The 18,890-nt window shown below is 56.0% G+C and carries 17 protein-coding genes and 1 other RNA gene; 6 read left to right on the plus strand and 12 right to left on the minus strand.

Annotation, left to right across the window (positions count from 1 at the left end):
• Positions 1-192: 192 nt before the first annotated feature.
• The gene (locus ABFI50_RS05050) at positions 193-924 is read left to right on the plus strand and encodes a MurR/RpiR family transcriptional regulator (protein ID WP_014885139.1); all 732 of its coding nucleotides are present in this window, start codon (positions 193-195) and stop codon (positions 922-924) included.
• 116 nt (positions 925-1,040) lie between these two features.
• Positions 1,041-2,474, plus strand: a complete 1,434-nt coding sequence (bglA, locus tag ABFI50_RS05055) for a 6-phospho-beta-glucosidase BglA (protein ID WP_014885140.1) — start codon at positions 1,041-1,043, stop codon at positions 2,472-2,474.
• Between the two features lie 88 nt (positions 2,475-2,562).
• On the opposite strand, the gene ABFI50_RS05060 is transcribed toward bglA, so the two are convergent.
• From ABFI50_RS05060 to ABFI50_RS05095, 8 genes are all read right to left on the minus strand, one after another.
• A complete protein-coding gene (locus ABFI50_RS05060; RefSeq protein WP_014885141.1) occupies positions 2,563-3,306 on the minus strand; it encodes an SDR family oxidoreductase in 744 nt (247 codons plus the stop codon).
• 70 nt (positions 3,307-3,376) lie between these two features.
• Positions 3,377-6,250, minus strand: a complete 2,874-nt coding sequence (gcvP, locus tag ABFI50_RS05065; RefSeq protein WP_023331246.1) for an aminomethyl-transferring glycine dehydrogenase — start codon at positions 6,248-6,250, stop codon at positions 3,377-3,379.
• 124 nt (positions 6,251-6,374) lie between these two features.
• Positions 6,375-6,764, minus strand: coding sequence for a glycine cleavage system protein GcvH (gene gcvH, locus ABFI50_RS05070; RefSeq protein ID WP_014885143.1), 390 nt, complete (start codon positions 6,762-6,764; stop codon positions 6,375-6,377).
• Between the two features lie 23 nt (positions 6,765-6,787).
• The gene (gene gcvT / locus ABFI50_RS05075) at positions 6,788-7,882 is read right to left on the minus strand and encodes a glycine cleavage system aminomethyltransferase GcvT (protein WP_014885144.1); all 1,095 of its coding nucleotides are present in this window, start codon (positions 7,880-7,882) and stop codon (positions 6,788-6,790) included.
• A gap of 397 nt (positions 7,883-8,279) precedes the next feature.
• The gene (gene ubiI, locus ABFI50_RS05080) at positions 8,280-9,482 is read right to left on the minus strand and encodes an FAD-dependent 2-octaprenylphenol hydroxylase (RefSeq protein WP_347485522.1); all 1,203 of its coding nucleotides are present in this window, start codon (positions 9,480-9,482) and stop codon (positions 8,280-8,282) included.
• A gap of 12 nt (positions 9,483-9,494) precedes the next feature.
• A complete protein-coding gene (ubiH, locus tag ABFI50_RS05085) occupies positions 9,495-10,673 on the minus strand; it encodes a 2-octaprenyl-6-methoxyphenyl hydroxylase (protein WP_023331249.1) in 1,179 nt (392 codons plus the stop codon).
• Entirely contained in the window at positions 10,670-11,983 is a 1,314-nt protein-coding gene (pepP, locus tag ABFI50_RS05090; protein WP_086527817.1) for a Xaa-Pro aminopeptidase, read from the minus strand. The genes ubiH and pepP overlap by 4 nt, the downstream gene beginning before the upstream one ends.
• Before the next feature lie 31 nt (positions 11,984-12,014).
• Positions 12,015-12,593 carry a YecA family protein gene (locus ABFI50_RS05095; RefSeq protein WP_014885148.1) on the minus strand — a complete coding sequence of 193 codons (579 nt, stop codon included), beginning with the start codon at positions 12,591-12,593 and terminating at the stop codon, positions 12,015-12,017.
• Between the two features lie 167 nt (positions 12,594-12,760).
• On the opposite strand from ABFI50_RS05095, the gene zapA reads away from it, so the two are divergent.
• From zapA to ABFI50_RS05110, 3 genes are all read left to right on the plus strand, one after another.
• Positions 12,761-13,090 (plus strand): cell division protein ZapA, encoded by a 330-nt coding sequence (gene zapA / locus ABFI50_RS05100; RefSeq protein WP_006811891.1) that lies wholly within the window; start codon positions 12,761-12,763, stop codon positions 13,088-13,090.
• Between the two features lie 41 nt (positions 13,091-13,131).
• Positions 13,132-13,315: non-coding RNA, 6S RNA (gene ssrS, locus ABFI50_RS05105), on the plus strand.
• A gap of 24 nt (positions 13,316-13,339) precedes the next feature.
• Positions 13,340-13,936, plus strand: coding sequence for a 5-formyltetrahydrofolate cyclo-ligase (locus ABFI50_RS05110; protein ID WP_014885149.1), 597 nt, complete (start codon positions 13,340-13,342; stop codon positions 13,934-13,936).
• Positions 13,937-14,063: 127 nt separating this feature from the next.
• On the opposite strand, the gene serA is transcribed toward ABFI50_RS05110, so the two are convergent.
• Both serA and rpiA read right to left on the minus strand, forming a co-directional pair.
• Positions 14,064-15,296, minus strand: coding sequence for a phosphoglycerate dehydrogenase (serA, locus tag ABFI50_RS05115; protein WP_014885150.1), 1,233 nt, complete (start codon positions 15,294-15,296; stop codon positions 14,064-14,066).
• A gap of 267 nt (positions 15,297-15,563) precedes the next feature.
• On the minus strand, positions 15,564-16,223 hold the full coding sequence (gene rpiA, locus ABFI50_RS05120) for a ribose-5-phosphate isomerase RpiA (protein ID WP_014885151.1): 660 nt from the start codon (positions 16,221-16,223) through the stop codon (positions 15,564-15,566).
• A 127-nt stretch (positions 16,224-16,350) separates the two neighbouring features.
• Here rpiA and argP point away from each other — a divergent pair, with 127 nt between their 5' ends.
• On the plus strand, positions 16,351-17,244 hold the full coding sequence (gene argP, locus ABFI50_RS05125; protein WP_008499727.1) for a DNA-binding transcriptional regulator ArgP: 894 nt from the start codon (positions 16,351-16,353) through the stop codon (positions 17,242-17,244).
• A gap of 44 nt (positions 17,245-17,288) precedes the next feature.
• Here the strand turns inward: argP and ABFI50_RS05130 are convergent, their stop codons facing one another.
• Positions 17,289-18,020: an oxidative stress defense protein gene (locus tag ABFI50_RS05130; protein WP_014885152.1), complete on the minus strand. Its 732-nt coding sequence runs from the start codon at positions 18,018-18,020 to the stop codon at positions 17,289-17,291.
• Between the two features lie 92 nt (positions 18,021-18,112).
• The gene (gene argO, locus ABFI50_RS05135) at positions 18,113-18,748 is read right to left on the minus strand and encodes an arginine exporter ArgO (protein WP_023338768.1); all 636 of its coding nucleotides are present in this window, start codon (positions 18,746-18,748) and stop codon (positions 18,113-18,115) included.
• Between the last annotated feature and the right edge of the window lie 142 nt (positions 18,749-18,890).

Genomic DNA, 18,890 nt, shown 5'->3' on the forward strand with positions numbered 1-18,890 from the left:
CTGTTAGCTAAAATATTTTCAATGTGATTTTTTTACAATAAAAATCAAAAACATAGATATATTTTTCACCTGACATTTGTTCACATTAAAATTTATGCGTTACGAATCAATAGCATAAAATTAGATCCTGCCGTCTGGCTGCATGTTATGATGGTTAAACGAGGTCTGAATGAGAGTTTTGCCACTGTGAGTATGTTCACCCACTCCGCCATTGCCAGTCTCAATAACCTGGAGATGATGGTCTACAACTATGTCATTAAAAACCGTGACAAAGTGATGTACATGACCATCCGCGAACTGGCGGATGCGGCGGGCGTCTCAACCACCACCATCCTGCGCTTTTGCCGTAAGCTCAACTGTGAAGGGTATTCTGAGTTTCGCGTGCGCTTTAAGCTCTATCTTGAACAGAACGAACCTCAGCAGGCGAATTTCGGCGCCAGCGAAATTATCAGTTTCTTTAAAAGCGTGAATAATGAAGAGTTCGACGCTTTACTGGATGACGCGGTAAATATCATTCTCTCTTCGGAGCGAATTATATTTGTCGGCGCAGGGACATCAGGATCGCTGGCAAAATACGGTGCCCGTTTCTTTTCGAATATCGGAAAATTCAGCAACCATATTGATGACCCTTATTTCCCGGTCACCAATGATATGGCGAAAAATGCACTGGCAATTGTGCTCTCTGTGTCGGGCGAGACCGAGGAGATCCTGCGCTTCGCCAGCCAGTTCAGCCTGCATCACTGCAAGGTGCTCTCCATTACCAGCCACGAGCACTCGCGTCTCGCAAAACTGGCGGATTTTAATCTCTCCTGGCACGTTCCCCAGACGCGTATTGCAGGCGTCTACGACATCACCACACAAATCCCCGTTATCTATATTCTGGAATCTCTCGGACGCAAACTGGCGAAGAAACTGGCGGAATAAAACATCCTGTTTTTTTGATGTGACAAATCACAATTTCCGCGAATTGTTATATCGTGACATTCAATTTCGCTTTGCTAGACTCAAAACCAATACGTCATTTATTGAGAATAGCAGCGATGAAAAAATTGACCTTACCGAAAGATTTTCTATGGGGCGGTGCCGTTGCGGCGCATCAGGTTGAAGGCGGCTGGGACAAAGGCGGCAAAGGGCCAAGCATCTGCGACGTACTGACCGGCGGAGCGCACGGCGTGCCGCGCGAAATCACGCAGGACGTGGTGCCGGGTAAATACTACCCAAATCACGAGGCCATCGACTTCCACGGCCACTACAAAGAAGATATCAAGCTGTTTGCCGAGATGGGTTTCAAATGTTTCCGCACCTCGATTGCCTGGACGCGCATCTTCCCGAAAGGTGACGAAACGCAGCCAAACGAGGAAGGGCTGAAGTTCTATGACGACATGTTCGATGAGCTGCTGAAATACAATATCGAACCGGTGATCACCCTCTCCCACTTCGAAATGCCGCTGCACCTGGTGCAGGAGTACGGCAGCTGGACCAACCGTAAAGTGGTCGATTTCTTTGTACGCTTCGCGGAAGTGGTTTTTGAGCGCTACAAGCACAAGGTCAAATACTGGATGACCTTCAATGAAATCAACAACCAGCGTAACTGGCGTGCGCCACTCTTTGGTTACTGCTGCTCAGGCGTGGTCTATACCGAACATGAAAATCCGGAAGAGACCATGTACCAGGTGCTGCACCACCAGTTTGTGGCGAGTGCCCTGGCGGTGAAAGCCGCGCGCCGTATCAATCCGGAGATGAAAGTCGGCTGCATGCTGGCCATGGTGGCGCTCTATCCGTTCTCCTGCAAACCAGAAGACGTGATGTTCGCCCAGGAATCCATGCGCGAGCGCTATGTCTTTACCGATGTTCAGCTGCGTGGCTACTATCCGTCTTACGTACTGAATGAATGGGAGCGCCGCGGTTTCTCCATCAAAATGGACGCAGGCGATGAGCAGATCCTGCGCGAAGGTACCTGCGACTACCTGGGCTTCAGCTACTACATGACCAATGCGGTGAAAGCGGAAGGTGGCACCGGTGACGCGATTTCTGGCTTCGAGGGCAGCGTACCTAATCCGCACGTCAAGGCGTCCGACTGGGGCTGGCAGATTGACCCGGTGGGCCTGCGTTATTCCCTGTGCGAACTGTACGAACGCTATCAGAAGCCGCTGTTTATCGTGGAAAACGGCTTCGGTGCCTACGATAAGGTGGAAGAGGATGGCAGCATCAACGATGACTATCGTATCGACTACCTGCGCGCCCACGTTGAAGAGATGATCAAAGCCGTCACCCACGATGGCGTGGATCTGATGGGCTATACGCCATGGGGCTGCATTGACTGCGTGTCATTCACTACCGGCCAGTACAGCAAGCGCTACGGTTTTATCTACGTCAATAAACACGACGACGGCACCGGCGACATGTCGCGTTCCCGTAAGAAAAGCTTCGAATGGTATAAAGGCGTGATTGCCAGCAACGGCGAGCAACTTTAACGCCGTAACGCCGGGCGGCGCTACGCTTGCACCGGCCTACAAAACCTGCGAATCGTAGGCCGGGTAAGGCGAAGCCGCCACCCGGCGTTTATTTCCCGCCCGCCAGTTCAATAAAACTGCCCGTCACGTATGACGCCTTCTCGCTCAGCAGCCAGACTATCGCCTGCGCGACCTCTTCCGGCTGGCCGCCGCGCTGCATCGGCAGTAACGATTTCACGCGATCCACCCGCCCCGGCTCCCCACCAGACGCGTGAATATCGGTATAAATCAGCCCGGGCCGCACGCAGTTTACGCGGATACCCTGCGCCGCTACCTCCAGCGATAATCCGGTAGTCAGGGAATCTACCGCGCCTTTGGAGGCCGCGTAATCGACATACTCCCCCGGCGCGCCCAGACGAGACGCGGCAGAGGAGACATTGACAATCGCGCCACCCTTGCCGCCATGTTTGTGCGACATGCGCTTTACCGCCTCACGGCAGCAGAGAAAATAGCCCGTGACGTTGGTGCTCAGCACGCGATTAATGCGTTCAGCGGACAGATTTTCAATAGTGGATTGCTCAAACAGAATGCCTGCATTATTGACCAGCGCGGTAAGGGGCTCACCTTCGCGATCGAGGCTGTCAAACATGGCCATGACCTGCGCTTCATCGCTAATGTCTGCACGCAGGGCAAATGCTTTTCCACCCGCCTCAACGATCTGATTGATGACGTCCTTTGCGGCTTTGATATTGTGGTGATAGTTCACCGCCACGGTATAACCTTCGCGAGCCAGTTGCAGCGCGGTGGCTTTGCCAATGCCGCGGCTGGCGCCGGTGACCAGTGCAATTGCCATTGTCTTCTCCCAAAAAAAAAGCCGGGTGGCGGCTTCGCCTTACCCGGCCTACGTTACTACAGCAAAAAAATTACTGGTATTCGCTCATCGGCACACAGGAGCAGAACAGGTTACGGTCGCCGTATACGTCATCAAGACGCTTCACGGTCGGCCAGTATTTATTCGCCACGCCTGCCGGGAAGACAGCCAGTTCACGGGAATAACCGTGATTCCACTCGGCCACCATCTCGTGCTGGGTGTGCGGAGCGTTAACCAACGGGTTATCTTCCAGCGTCCATTCGCCGTCCTGCACGCGGTCTATCTCCATGCGGATGGCCAGCATCGCGTCAATAAAGCGGTCCAGCTCGGCTTTGCTTTCAGACTCCGTTGGCTCCACCATCAGCGTACCCGCAACCGGGAACGACATGGTTGGTGCGTGGAAGCCGTAGTCGATCAGACGCTTGGCGATATCCAGTTCGCTGATACCCGTCGCTTCTTTCAGCGGACGAATATCGAGGATGCACTCGTGTGCCACACGCCCATCGCGACCGGTGTAAAGCACCGGGAAGGCCGACTTCAGGCGAGTCGCAATATAGTTAGCATTCAGGATCGCGACCTGGCTTGCCTGTTTCAGCCCTTCCGCGCCCATCATGCGGATGTACATCCAGCTGATTGGCAGGATTGAAGCGCTACCGAACGGTGCAGCAGAGACCGCGCCCTGACGGGTCAGCATACCTTCTATCTGCACGACGCTGTGACCCGGCACGAACGGCGCCAGATGCGCTTTCACGCCGATAGGCCCCATGCCCGGACCGCCACCACCGTGTGGGATACAGAAGGTTTTGTGCAGGTTCAGGTGCGACACGTCCGCGCCGATGAAGCCCGGAGAGGTAATGCCCACCTGAGCATTCATGTTCGCGCCGTCGAGGTACACCTGACCGCCGAACTGATGCACCACTTCACACACTTCGCGGATGGTTTCTTCGTACACGCCGTGAGTCGACGGGTAGGTCACCATGATGCAGGAGAGCTTATCGCCCGCCTGCTCGGCTTTCGCGCGCAGGTCGGCCAGGTCGATGTTACCGTTCTTATCACACGCCACGACCACCACTTCCATGCCCGCCATCTGGGCAGACGCCGGGTTGGTGCCGTGGGCAGAGCTCGGGATCAGGCAGATATCACGGTGGCCTTCGTTACGGCTTTCGTGATAGTGACGGATTGCCAGCAGCCCCGCATATTCACCCTGCGCGCCGGAGTTCGGCTGCATACAGAGCGCGTCATAACCGGTCAGTTTCACCAGCCAGTCGGAAAGCTGGTTGATCATGACATGATACCCTTCCGCCTGCTCTGGCGGGCAGAACGGGTGCAGCTCGGAGAACTCAGGCCAGGTGATAGGGATCATTTCTGCCGCGGCGTTCAGCTTCATGGTACACGAGCCCAGCGGGATCATCGCCTGGTTCAGCGCCAGATCTTTGCGCTCCAGAGAGTGCATATAACGCATCATCTCGGTTTCGCTGTGATAACGGTTGAACACAGGATGCGTCAGGATAGCGTCATTGCGCAGCATGCTCTCCTGAATAGAGCGGCTGTCATGCGCGACCTCTTTGTCCAGCGCATCAATATCCAGACCGTGCGCATCGCCCAGCACGACATTAAACAGGTTGACGATATCGTCGCGCGTGGTGGATTCATCAAGGGTGATGCCCACGGCGTGATGAATGTCGCTGCGCAGGTTAATTTGTGCGGCATCCGCACGTGCCAGCACCGCCGCTTTATCTGCGACGTCAACGCACAGCGTGTCGAAGTAGTGCTCATGACGCAGCTTCAGGCCTTTCTGCTGCAGGCCACAGGCCAGAATATCCGCCAGACGGTGGATGCGGCCGGCAATCCGTTTCAGCCCAACCGGGCCGTGGAAGACGGCGTACAGGCTGGCAATGTTTGCCAGCAGAACCTGAGAAGTACAGATATTAGAGTTCGCTTTCTCGCGGCGGATATGCTGCTCGCGAGTCTGCATCGCCATGCGCAGCGCGGTGTTACCGGCGGCATCTTTCGATACGCCAATAATGCGGCCTGGCATGGAACGTTTAAATTCATCTTTCGCGCCAAAGAATGCCGCGTGCGGTCCGCCGTAGCCCATCGGCACGCCGAAACGCTGGGCCGAGCCGAATACAATATCCGCACCCTGTTTGCCCGGAGCCGTCAGCAGCACCAGCGCCATAAAATCAGCGGCAACGCTGACCACCACTTTGCGGGATTTCAGCTCGGCAATCAGTGCGCTGTAATCATGCACTTCGCCGGTGGTACCCACCTGCTGTAACAGCACACCAAAGACGTCCTGGTGATCCAGCACTTTGTCAGCGTCGTCGACAATCACGTCAAAACCAAAGGTTTCCGCACGGGTACGCACCACGTCCAGCGTCTGCGGATGCACGTCCGCCGCCACGAAGAAGCGGTTGGCATTTTTCAGCTTGCTGACGCGTTTTGCCATCGCCATGGCTTCAGCTGCCGCGGTCGCTTCATCCAGCAACGAGGCGGAAGCGATATCCATCCCGGTCAGGTCGAGCGTCACCTGCTGGAAGTTCAGCAGCGCTTCCAGACGGCCCTGGGACACTTCCGGCTGATAAGGGGTATAGGCGGTGTACCAGCCCGGGTTTTCCAGCATATTACGCAGGATAACCGGCGGTAACTGCACGTTGGTGTAGCCCATGCCAATGTAAGACTTATAGCGCTTGTTAAGGCCAGCGATGGCCTTCAGCTCCGCCAGTGCGGCGAATTCCGTGGTGGCTTCTCCCACCTGAGGCGGCGTGGCAAGCTGGATGTCTTTTGGCACGATCTGGCCGATCAGTGCGTTTAATGAATCCGCGCCAACCGTTTTCAGCATCTCCTGCTGTTGCTGAGCATCCGGCCCAATGTGACGTTCAATGAAAGCGCCACGGTTTTCAAGCTGGCTTAAAGTCTGTGTCATGAGCGATGGTTCCTGAAACGTGCAGTGAATTTAAGTTCCCTCTCCCCTCGGGAGAGGGTTAGGGTGAGGGGAAGATGGGCACCCTCACCCCTGCCCTCTCCCGGAGGGAGAGGGGGATTAACAATTACTCGTCTTCTAACAGGGCTTCGTACGCGGTCGCATCCAGCAGCGCGGCAACCTGAGATTCGTCACTGGCTTTGATCTTGAAGATCCAGCCACCTTCATAAGGCTCGCTGTTCACCAGCTCCGGCGAATCGCTCAGCGCGTCGTTTACGGCCACAATTTCACCGCTTACCGGTGCGTAGATATCGGATGCTGCTTTAACGGACTCCGCCACGGCGCAGTCATCGCCCGCGCTCACGGTTGCGCCCACTTCCGGCAGGTCAACAAACACCATGTCGCCCAGCAGCTCCTGCGCATGCTCGGTGATCCCTACGGTGTAAGTGCCGTCCGCCTCTTTGCGCAGCCACTCGTGTTCTTTGCTGTATTTCAGTTCTGCTGGCACATTGCTCATTGAAGTTCTCCTGATAAAAATAGTTAGGCGACCGGCTTACCGGCGCGAACAAAAATCGGTTTGGTCACGTTGACCGGCATTTCGCGGTTGCGGATTTGCACCACCGCCGTCTCGCCAATGCCCGCCGGCACGCGAGCCAGTGCAATACTGTAGCCCAGCGTCGGGGAGAAGGACCCGCTGGTGATCACGCCTTCGCGCGGATTGCCGTCGGCATCGGTAAAACGCACCGGCAGTTCTCCGCGCAGCACGCCTTTTTCCTTCATCACCAGGCCAACCAGCTGTTCAGTGCCCTTCTCGCGCTGCATTTCCAGCGCTTCGCGGCCAATAAACTCACGGTCAGCGGGTTCCCATGCGATGGTCCAGCCCATGTTGGCCGCCAGCGGAGAGACGCCTTCGTCCATCTCCTGACCGTAGAGGTTCATCCCCGCTTCAAGGCGCAGCGTATCGCGCGCGCCCAGGCCAGCCGGCTTCACGCCCGCTTCCACCAGCGCACGCCAGAAATCAGCTGCTTTCTCGTTTGGCATGGCAATTTCATAGCCCGCTTCACCGGTATAGCCGGTCGTGGCAATAAACAGATCGCCCGCCTGCACGCCAAAGAAGGGCTTCATCCCTTCGGTGGCTTTACGCTGCTCGTCGCTGAACAGAGACGCGGCTTTCGCCTGCGCGTTCGGCCCCTGCACGGCAATCAGCGACAGATCGTCACGGACGGTGATGTCGATGGCATAAGGTTCGGCGTGTTGGGTGATCCAGGAGAGGTCTTTTTCGCGGGTGGCGGAGTTTACAACGAGGCGGAAGAAGTCTTCGGTGAAGTAGTAGACGATAAGGTCATCAATCACGCCACCCGAGGCGTTCAGCATACCGGTATAGAGCGCTTTCCCCGGTGTCTTCAGCTTCGCGACATCGTTCGCCAGCAGATAACGTAGAAACTCCCGGGTGCGGCTACCGCGCAGATCGACAATTGTCATGTGGGACACGTCGAACATACCGGCATCGGTGCGCACCGCGTGGTGCTCATCAATTTGCGAGCCGTAGTGCAGCGGCATCATCCAGCCATGGAAATCCACCATGCGGGCGCCGCATAACACGTGCTGTTCGTACAAAGGAGTCTGTTGAGCCATCTTGTCCTCGTTGAAAAATTCACCGTGAAACCCGGTATCGGCCTCGTTTCCGAATGCCGACGCAAACGTTCTCTTTTACCTGAACTTACCACCGAAACCGGCGGTTAACCATAAGGTAAAACGGGTCATCACATTAGCTTATGACCAAAAAACGCTGAAAAGCCTACAGAGTTATTCACTGGAAAAATGCGATTAACCCCGCACAAAATTAACAATGATCTAACAGGATTTAGCACATGGTGATATTTCATGCGGAGAAACGGGCCGAATTTCCGTCACATAAAAATCATGACATTAGATTATCTAATGCGAAAAATGACGTGGAATTAGAATATTTCAAACGAGGGAATTTTCCCGGCACAGAGGCCGGGAAAAGAAAGTGTGACGGGGGTCTATTTTATTTCAGCCAGTCCGGCAGGTCGTTAAGACCCATCGCCTGACGCAGGAGTTGAGGTTTGACGCCAGGGAGGGTATCGGCGAGCTTGAGCCCAATATCACGCAGCAGTTTTTTCGCCGGATTTGCCCCGGCAAACAGCTCACGGAAGCCCTGCATGCCTGCAAGCATAATCGCCGCACTGTGCTTGCGGCTGCGCTCGTAGCGACGCAGATACACATGCTGCCCAATATCTTTACCCTCTCGCTGCAGACGACGCAGCTCTTCTACCAGCTCCGCCGCATCCATAAAGCCGAGATTAACGCCCTGCCCGGCCAGCGGATGAATGGTATGGGCCGCGTCGCCCACCAGCGCCAGACGGTGCGCGGCAAACTGACGCGCATAGCGTCCGGTTAAGGGGAAGACCTGACGCTCGCTCTCAAGAGTACAAAGCCCCAGACGGTTATCAAACGCCACGCACAGTGCCTGGTTAAAGGCCTCTGGCGTCGCCTCCTGCATCTGCTGCGCTTTTTCCGGCACCAGAGACCAGACAATTGAGCAGAGATGCGGATCGCTTAACGGCAGGAATGCCAGAATGCCGTCGTTGTGGAAAATCTGGCGCGCCACGCCGCCGTGCGGCTCTTGGGTACGGATCGTCGCCACCATGGCATGATGGCGGTAATCCCAGTAGGTCAGCGGAATATCCGCTTTATTGCGCAGCCAGGAGTTAGCGCCATCGGCACCGACCACCAGACGCGCGGTGAGCATATCGCCACTTTGCAGGGTGATAAACGCCTCGTTTTCGCCCCACGCAACCTGCTGGATTTGCGCAGGCGCAACCAGCGTTACGTCGCTGCACTGCTGAGCTTTCTGCCACAGCGCGTGGTGGATCACCGCATTCTCAATGATGTGACCCAGATGGCTATAGCCCATGCTTTCATCATCAAAAGCAATATGACCAAAGCTGTCTTTATCCCATACCTCCATGCCGTGATAGCAGCTCGCACGCTGGGCCACGATATCTGACCAGACGCCAAGGCGCGTCAGCAGCTTTTCGCTGGCCGCATTTATTGCCGACACGCGGAGTTCCGGCGGGGCATCAGGTGCGACGGGCTGAGGCTGCTTTTGCTCCAGCACGGCCACACGCAGGCCGCTGCCTTGTAATCCGCAGGCCAGGGCCAGTCCAACCATTCCGCCGCCAACGATGGCAACATCAACATTTTGCACAGTGATAACTCCTTAACGCGCGACCCAACCCAGGGTCCGCTGCGCCAGCACGTCGCGTGCCGGAATGAACAGTTCCATCGCCATCAGCCCGAGGTTGCGACCGGCAACCAGCGGCGCCCAGCGATTGGCAAAGAGATGGACTAAACCATCGGTAACGCCGATTGTCGCCTCTTTATCGGCCTGACGTCGCTTCTGGTAATGGCTGAGTACCGGGTATGCGCCGCAATCTTTCTGTTCGCTCCACGCTTGCGAAAGCGTTTCGGCCAGGCTCATCACATCCCGCAGACCCAGATTAAAACCCTGACCCGCGATGGGGTGAAGCGTTTGCGCGGCGTTGCCGACCAGCGCCACGCGGTGCGAAACAGACTGTGATGCGGTAGTTAACGACAGCGGGTATACCGCACGTTTTCCCGCATGGGTAATGCGACCCAGCCGCCAGCCAAACGCTTTCTGCAGTTCACTGCAAAAACGTTCGTCGGACCAGGCCTTAACGTCTTCCGCCTTTTCCTGCGGATGGCACCAGACCAGCGAGCAGCGACCATCCGACATCGGCAGCATCGCCAGCGGACCGTGCTGCGTGAAGCGCTCAAACGCCCGGCCGTTGTGTTCTGCGGCAGTAGAGACGTTCGCAATGACCGCAACCTGCCCGTAAGGCTGCTGCTGCCACTCAACGCCGCACTGGGTGGCGAGCGCCGAGCGCGACCCGTCCGCCGCCACAAGAAGCTGGCCGTCGAGAACGGTGCCATTATCCAGCGTCACGCTGACCGTTTCTTCACTGCGGGTAAAGCTCGCAACGCGTGACGGACAATGCAGGGTCACGCCTGGCGCGTCCTGCAACAGACGAAACAGGCGCAGGCCAACATCATGGAGTTCAACGACCTGACCCAGGGCGTCAATACGATAATCATGGGCATCCAGCGTCACAAACCCGGCATGGCCGCGATCGCTCACATGCACGGTATGAATGGCGGTGGCGCAGTCGGCAATCGCCTGCCAGATGCCAATTCGGGAAAGCTGTTGGCAGGTTCCCTGCGCCAGGGCAATGGCGCGAGAATCAAAGCCGGGGTGATTCTTCGTTTGTGGTGCAACCGCCTCAACGAGATGCACCGGAAGCTGCCCCTTCGTCAAATGCGAGATCGCCAGTGCCAGGGTGGCGCCGGTCATGCCGCCGCCAACGATAATCACGCTCATACGCGTGCCGCTGCCATCAGCGCCTCGATATCGTCTGCGTGTTTCACCACGCTCGCGGTCAGGTTTTCGTTACCGGTTTCGGTGATGACGATGTCATCTTCAATACGAATGCCAATTCCGCGGTACGCTTCGGGCACATCGGCATCCGGCGCGATATACAGCCCCGGCTCGACGGTCAGCACCATGCCCGGTTCCAGCACGCGTGAACGGTCGGTACCGTACGCCCCCACATCATGCACATCCAGCCCCAGCCAGTGGCTCAGGCCGTGCATAAAGTACGGACGATGCGCATTTTCGGCGATCAGGGTGTCCACGTCGCCTTTCAGGATGCCAAGCTTCACCAGTCCGGTAATCATGATGCGCACAACTTCGCCGGTCACCTCCTGAATGGACGTGCCCGGGCGATACAGCGTGAGCGCCGTTTCAAGTGATTCGAGAACGATGTCATAAATTGCTCGTTGCGCGGGCGAGAACTTACCGTTCACCGGGAAAGTACGGGTGATGTCACCCGCGTAGCCCTGATATTCGCAACCGGCGTCAATCAGCACCAGATCGCCATCGCGCAGCGCACTTTCGTTTTCGGTGTAATGCAGGATGCAGCCGTTCTCCCCGCCGCCGACAATGGTGTTGTATGACGGGAAGCGCGCGCCGTGACGGTTAAATTCGTGGTGAATTTCGCCTTCCAGCTGGTATTCGAACAGACCAGGACGGCATTTTTCCATGGCGCGGGTGTGTGCCAGGGCGCTGATTTCACCAGCGCGGCGCATCACGTTCAGCTCTTCTTCAGATTTGAACAGGCGCATCTCATGCACCACCGGACGCCAGTCCGTCAGCGTGGCCGGCGCGGACAGATTCTGACGCGAGCCTTTGCGCAGCTTATCCAGAGCGGTGAAAACAATCTCATCGGCGTACGCATATTCGCCCTGCGCGTGATAAAGCACGTCGAGGCCGTTGAGTAACTGATAGAGCTGCTGATTGATTTCGCTAAACGCCAGCGCGCGGTCGACGCCCAGCTTCTCCGGTGCGGCCTCTTGCCCTAAGCGGCGGCCAAACCAGATTTCAGCGGTTAAATCGCGTACGCGGTTAAAAATCACGCTGTGGTTGTGGGTGTCATTACTCTTAATCAGCACCAGGACCGCTTCCGGCTCGTTAAAGCCGGTGAAGTACCAGAAATCGCTATTCTGGCGATAGGGATATTCGCTGTCGGCACTGCGCGTCACTTCCGGCGCGGCAAAAATCAGCGCCGCACTGCCAGGCTGCATTTTTGCCAGCAGCGCCTGACGACGGCGCAAATACTCTTGTTGCGAGATAACCATGACACCCTCCTGTGCGTTATTTTTCTTAATGTAAGGTTGGCTTACGAACTTCCGGCGCGGTCGGCTGTGAGCGCGTAAAGTTGTCGTGGCACAACAGCGCCGCCACGCGCACGTACTCAATAATCTCTTCGAGGGACATTTCCAGCTCTTCCTGGTCTTCCTCTTCATCGTAGCCGAGCTGGGCGATGTTACGCAGATCGTCGATCGCTTCACCCGCTTCGCCGGTCACTTTATCAAGCTTAGGCTGGGTTACGCCCAGGCCAAGCAGATAGTGGTTTACCCAACCCGCGAGCGCATCGGCACGATCGAAGACGCTGACGTCATCACCTTCAGGCAGATAAAGCTGAAAAAGGAAGCCATCGTCTTCCAGCGAATCACTGGTTGCCGCATGCATTTTACGCAGCGATTCTGCCAGCTCGTGGCCAAACGCCAGCCCTTCGTTCGTGAGGTCGTGGATCAGCGGCTGCCATGAGCTGTCGCTGTTTCCGCCGCACAGTATGCCGCTGATCAGACCGTGCATTTCGGCAGGGGTAAGTCCGACTCCCTGCTGGTTCAGTAACTGGTTTAAATCCTTGTAACCAGGCATTTCGTTCTGTATAGACATACGCATTCGTCATCAAAGGGAGGATATTCATGATATGCTACCACTTTGGACCCTGGTGATACCAGAAAAGGGCTTGTATCTTCACATCAGGGTAGCTATAGTGTCGCCCCTTCGCAGCCCCCGGGGCAGTAAGCGAAGGCAGCGCAGTCAATCAGCAGGAAGGTGGCATGTCTGCACAACCCGTCGATCTCCAGATTTTTGGCCGTTCACTGCGAGTGAATTGTCCGCCTGAACAAAGGGATGCTTTGAATCAGGCTGCGGACGATTTGAATCAGCGGTTGCAAGATCTAAAAGAACGCACTAGAGTCACAAATACTGAGCAGCTGGTTTTCATCGCCGCGTTGAACATCAGCTATGAACTGACTCAGGAAAAAGCGAAGACCCGCGACTACGCGGCTAGCATGGAGCAGCGCATTAAAATGCTCCAGCAGACCATAGAACAGGCATTGCTTGATCAAGGTCGCAATCCCGAAAGACCGGGACCAAAGTTTGAATAACACTTCTCAGTTGACTATGGTAGAGTAACTGTGAAGACAAAATTTCTCTGAGATGTTCGCAAGCGGGCCAGTCCCCTGAGCCGATATTTCATACCACAAGAATGTGGCGCTCCATGGTTGGTGAGCATGCTCGGTCCGTCCGAGAAGCCTTAAAACTATGACGACACATTCACCTTGAACCAAGGGTTCAAGGGTTACAGCCTGCGGCGGCATCTCGGAGATTCCCTCTTTCTTCTTCTACCTACTACCATGACTCAATTCCCTGAAGTTTCTGCCTCACGCCAGGATATCCGTCAACTTATTCGCCAGCGTCGTCGTGCACTTACGGCTGAACAACAGTCGCATTTTGCCCAGCAGGCCGCCGCCCGCATGATGGCGTGGCCCCCGGTGGTTATGGCTAACACGGTCGCTCTGTTCCTGTCGTTTGATGGCGAGCTCGATACCCAACCACTTATCGACCAGCTCTGGCGCGCCGGGAAGAAGGTTTATTTGCCGGTGCTGCATCCTTTTAGCAAAGGCAATCTTCTGTTTCTGCACTACCATCCGCACAGCGAGCTGGTGGTGAATCGTCTGAAAATTACCGAGCCCAAACTCGACGTGCGCGACGTGCTCCCGCTGTCACAGCTGGACGTGCTGATTACGCCGCTGGTGGCGTTTGATGAACAGGGCCAGCGCTTAGGAATGGGCGGCGGTTTTTACGACCGGACGCTGCAAAACTGGCAGCAGTATGGATTACAGCCGGTGGGGTATGCGCATGATTGCCAGGCTGTAGAAGCGTTGCCCGTCGAGAAATGGGATGTGCCGTTGCCAGCGGTGGTGACGCCATCGACGTTGTGGGAGTGGTGAAACAGGCGTGCAGCCTGATGCCCTCACCCCAGCCCTCTCCCACAGGGAGAGGGTGAAAACATAAAAAACGGTAACGATGGTTACCGTTTTGCATTTACCTCGCCACCCGACACCACAAACCGCACCATCAGTACAACAGGCGCGCGCGAATCGTCCCCGGAATAGCTTTCATGCTCTGCAGTGCTTTCTCGGCAACATCTTCATCCGCTTCGATATCAATCACCACGTAACCCATCTGCGAGTTGGTTTGCAGGTACTGGGCGGCAATGTTGACGCTCTGCTCGGCAAAGATTTGGTTGATAGCCGTCAGCACGCCAGGACGGTTTTCGTGGATGTGCAGCAGACGGCGACCACCGTGCAGCGGCAGAGACACTTCCGGGAAGTTCACCGCAGAGAGCGTGGAACCGTTGTCGGAGTATTTGCTCAGCTTACCCGCCACTTCAAGGCCGATATTCTCCTGCGCTTCCTGAGTAGACCCGCCGATGTGTGGCGTCAGGATCACGTTGTCGAATTCGCAGAGCGGAGAGTTAAACGGATCGCTGTTGGTGGCAGGCTCCGTCGGGAACACGTCAATGGCCGCCCCCGCCAGATGCTTACGCTTCAGAGCATCGCACAGCGCAGGGATGTCGACCACCGTACCGCGCGCGGCGTTGATCAGCAGTGAGCCCGGTTTCATCAGCGCCAGCTCTTCTGCACCCATCATGTTTTTGGTGGACGCATTTTCCGGCACATGCAGGCTTACCACGTCGCTCATGTTCAGCAGGTCAGAGAGATGCTGCACCTGCGTCGCATTCCCTAGCGGCAGCTTGCTTTCGATATCGTAAAAGTAGACGTGCATCCCCAGAGATTCCGCCAGAATCCCCAGCTGAGTACCGATGTGGCCATAGCCGATGATACCCAGTTTTTTACCGCGCGCTTCGTATGAGCCCGCAGCCAGTTTGTTCCACACGCCGCGGTGCGCTTTGGCGTTAGCCTCCGGAATACCGCGCAGCAGCAGCAGTAATTCGCCAATCACCAGCTCCGCCACGGAACGGGTGTTGGAGAACGGGGCGTTAAATACCGGGATACCGCGTTTGGCGGCAGCATTCAGATCAACCTGGTTGGTACCGATGCAGAAACAGCCAATCGCAACCAGCTTCTCCGCCGCAGCAATAACGTCTTCCGTCAGTTGAGTACGGGATCGCAGGCCAATGAAATGGGCATCACGGATGGACGCTTTCAGCTCTTCGGTATCGAGCGCGCCCTTGTGAAATTCGATGTTGGTGTAACCCGCCGCACGAAGGCTATCAAGCGCTTTCTGATGCACGCCCTCGACCAGCAGGAATTTAATCTTGTCTTTCTCCAGTGATACCTTTGCCATTTCCCCGACCCTGTTTTTTATCTGAACTGATGTTGTGCTGGATTGAAATCCGCTGTAGCCAACATATCAAAAAAAACTATTGCAGCAATATGAACGTTTGCGTCGGCACTCTGAAGAAAAGTCATACAGGGCAAAATGGCAGAGCAAAATGCTAAGGAAATTTACAAACGTGGCAGGATCGGCAAAAGAGGTGGAAAAACGTGACACAAGTCACCGAATTTAGCTTTTCAAAAATTTTTTAGCGGGGGGAGCGCTCCCCCCGTCAGATCATTTTACGATGGTTTTCACACCGTCAGCGGTGCCGATCAGCGCCACATCCGCGCCACGGTTGGCGAACAGCCCTACGGTGACAACGCCTGGAATAGCGTTAATCGCATTTTCCAGGGCAATCGCGTCGAGAATTTCCAGGCCGTGCACGTCGAGGATCACGTTACCGTTATCAGTGACCACACCCTGACGGTATTCCGGACGACCACCCAGCTTCACCAGCTGACGGGCAACCGCACTCCGCGCCATCGGGATCACTTCGACCGGCAGCGGGAAATTACCCAGAATATCGACCTGCTTGGAGGCGTCAGCGATGCAGATAAATTTGTCAGCAACGGAAGCGATGATCTTTTCACGGGTCAGCGCTGCGCCACCGCCTTTGATCATCTGCATGTGGCCGTTGATTTCGTCTGCGCCATCAACGTAAATCCCAAGACGATCCACTTCGTTGAGATCGAAAACGGTAATGCCGAGGCTTTTCAGCTTTTCCGTGGACGCATCAGAGCTCGAAACCGCGCCCTCGATCTGCCCCTTCATCGTGCCCAGCGCATCGATAAAGTGTGCCGCCGTTGACCCTGTACCAACACCGACAATGGTACCTGGCTGTACGTACTGGAGAGCGGCCCATCCTACTGCTTTTTTCAGTTCATCCTGCGTCATGATCGTTTTGCCTGTGGTGTGAAAACTCAGGGCGCATTATAGAACACGTCGAATGGATTTCGTCTGCCACAAAGGGAAAATTGTGTCATAGTGCAGATTAAGCAAAATTTAGGAGCCAGCCAGAGCAATGAAACGTCCGGACTACAGAACACTACAGGCACTTGATGCAGTTATTCGTGAACGCGGTTTTGAGCGCGCAGCGCAAAAGCTGTGTATCACCCAGTCCGCCGTATCACAGCGTATCAAACAGCTTGAAAACATGTTCGGGCAGCCGCTGCTGGTGCGTACCGTGCCGCCTCGCCCAACGGAGCAAGGTCAAAAGCTCCTCGCCCTGCTGCGCCAGGTTGAGCTGCTGGAAGACGAGTGGCTGGGTGACGAACAAACGGGCTCCACGCCGCTGCTCCTCTCTCTGGCGGTCAACGCCGACAGTCTGGCAACCTGGTTACTGCCCGCCCTTGCCCCGGTCCTGGCCGACTCCCCGATTCGCCTGAATCTACAGGTTGAAGATGAAACCCGTACCCAGGAACGTCTGCGTCGCGGTGAAGTTGTTGGGGCGGTCAGTATTCAGCCTCAGGCGCTGCCAAGCTGCCTGGTGGATCAACTGGGGGCGCTGGACTACCTGTTTGTGGGTTCAAAAGCCTTTGCGGAGCGCTACTTCCCTAACGGCGTCACCCGCGCCGCGCTGCTGAAGGCGCCTGCCGTGGCGTTTGACCATCTGGACGATATGCATCAGGCGTTCCTGCAGCAGAACTTTGACCTGCCGCCGGGCAGCGTGCCGTGCCATATCGTCAACTCGTCTGAAGCTTTTGTGCAGCTTGCGCGTCAGGGCACTACCTGCTGTATGATCCCGCATCTGCAGATTGAGAAAGAGTTGAAAAGCGGTGAGTTGATTGATTTAACGCCGGGGCTGTATCAGCGCCGGATGCTCTACTGGCATCGTTTTGCGCCGGAAAGTCGCATGATGCGCAACGTCACCGATGCACTGCTGGCGTATGGGCATAAGGTGTTGAGACAGGATTAAAAAGAAAAAGCCGGGTGGCGGCTACGCCTTACCCGGCCTACAGGTTACTGAGCCGGTTTCGGCTGTGCTGCAACGGGCTCCAGCTGGAACACCACATCCACCTGATCGTCGAACTGAATGGTTGGCTGCTCGTAAGTTTCCTGCGCAGAAACCGGTGCCGCGTCAGCCTTCATCATCCGTACCATCGGGCTTGGCTGATAGTTAGAGACGTGGTAACGCACGCTGTATACCGGGCCAAGCTTGCTCTTGAAGCCGGACGCCAGCTGTTCAGCCTGGTGAATGGCATCATCAATCGCCGCTTTACGCGCTTCGTCTTTGTATTTCTCCGGTTGCGCAACGCCCAGCGACACGGAACGGATTTCGTTCAAACCGGCCTTCAGCGCACCATCCAGCAGTGAATTCAGCTTGTCCAGCTGACGCACGGTCACTTCAACCGTACGCACGGCACGGTAGCCTTTCAGGATGCTTTTGCCGTTCTGGTAGTCGTAATCCGGTTGGGTACGCAGGTTAGCAGAGCTGATGTCTTTCTTGGCGACACCGTTCTGTTCCAGGAAGGAGAGATATTGCGCAACGCGGTCGTCCGCCTGTTTTTTGGCAGAGGCGGCATCTTTTGCAGCCACGTTGACTTCAATTGCCAGGGTTGCAACATCCGGTACCGCGTCCACGCTTGCGGTGCCTGACGTGACAATGTGCGGGCCATCCGGCAGTTCACTCGCCTGCGCCGACACCGCACCTAAACTCACTAATGCCGCCAGGGCCATCACTTTAAACTTCACTGTCATTCCTCCATGTTGCGAAGAGTGCCCCAGAAACAGGGCTCATGCCAGCAAGCTTAGCGGGTCTGGCTCAGTTGTCCATAAGACAACGCTTAGTTGAGCAAACCCTGAACATGATGAACGCCCTCTTTCGCCAGCTGGAAAGCGATAAACCACATCACCAGACCGACCAGCGTATTAATGATGCGCTGGGCTTTGGCGGTCCGCAGTCGTGGCGCCAGCCACGCCGCCAGAATCGCAAGACCGAAGAACCACAGGAACGACGCGCTGACGGTTCCCAGCGCAAACCAGCGTTTAGGCTCAACGTCTAACTGTCCGCCGAGGCTACCCAGCACCACGAAGGTATCCAGATAGACATGCGGGTTAAGCCAGGTCACCGCCAGCATGGTGACGATAATCTTCCAGCGCCCCTGCTTCATCACTTCAGCGCTTGCCAGTTCGAGGTTACTGCTCATCGCCGTTTTCAACGCACCGAATCCGTACCACAGCAGGAAGGCCACACCGCCCCAGGTCACCAGCGCCAGCAGCCACGGCGACTGCATCAGAAGCGCACTCCCGCCAAAAATCCCGGCGCAGATCAGCAGCAAATCGCTCACCGCGCACAGCAGGGCAATCATCAGATGATACTGGCGGCGAATACCCTGGTTCATCACGAACGCATTCTGGGGGCCGAGGGGAAGGATCATGGCCGCACCTAAAGCAAGCCCTTGAAAATAATAGGATAACATGACGAAATTCTCACAGTAATGTTCTGGATGCAGACTATACTGCGCGAATCACATTAGAGGAAATGGATAATATTAATTGGGGATTAGCAGGGCTTATAAAAATAAAGCCCGGTGGCGCTGACGCTTACCGGGCCTGGGTGTG

This window comes from Enterobacter sp. HNDS-6, assembly GCF_039850505.1.
Classification (GTDB): Bacteria; Pseudomonadota; Gammaproteobacteria; order Enterobacterales; family Enterobacteriaceae; genus Enterobacter; species Enterobacter kobei.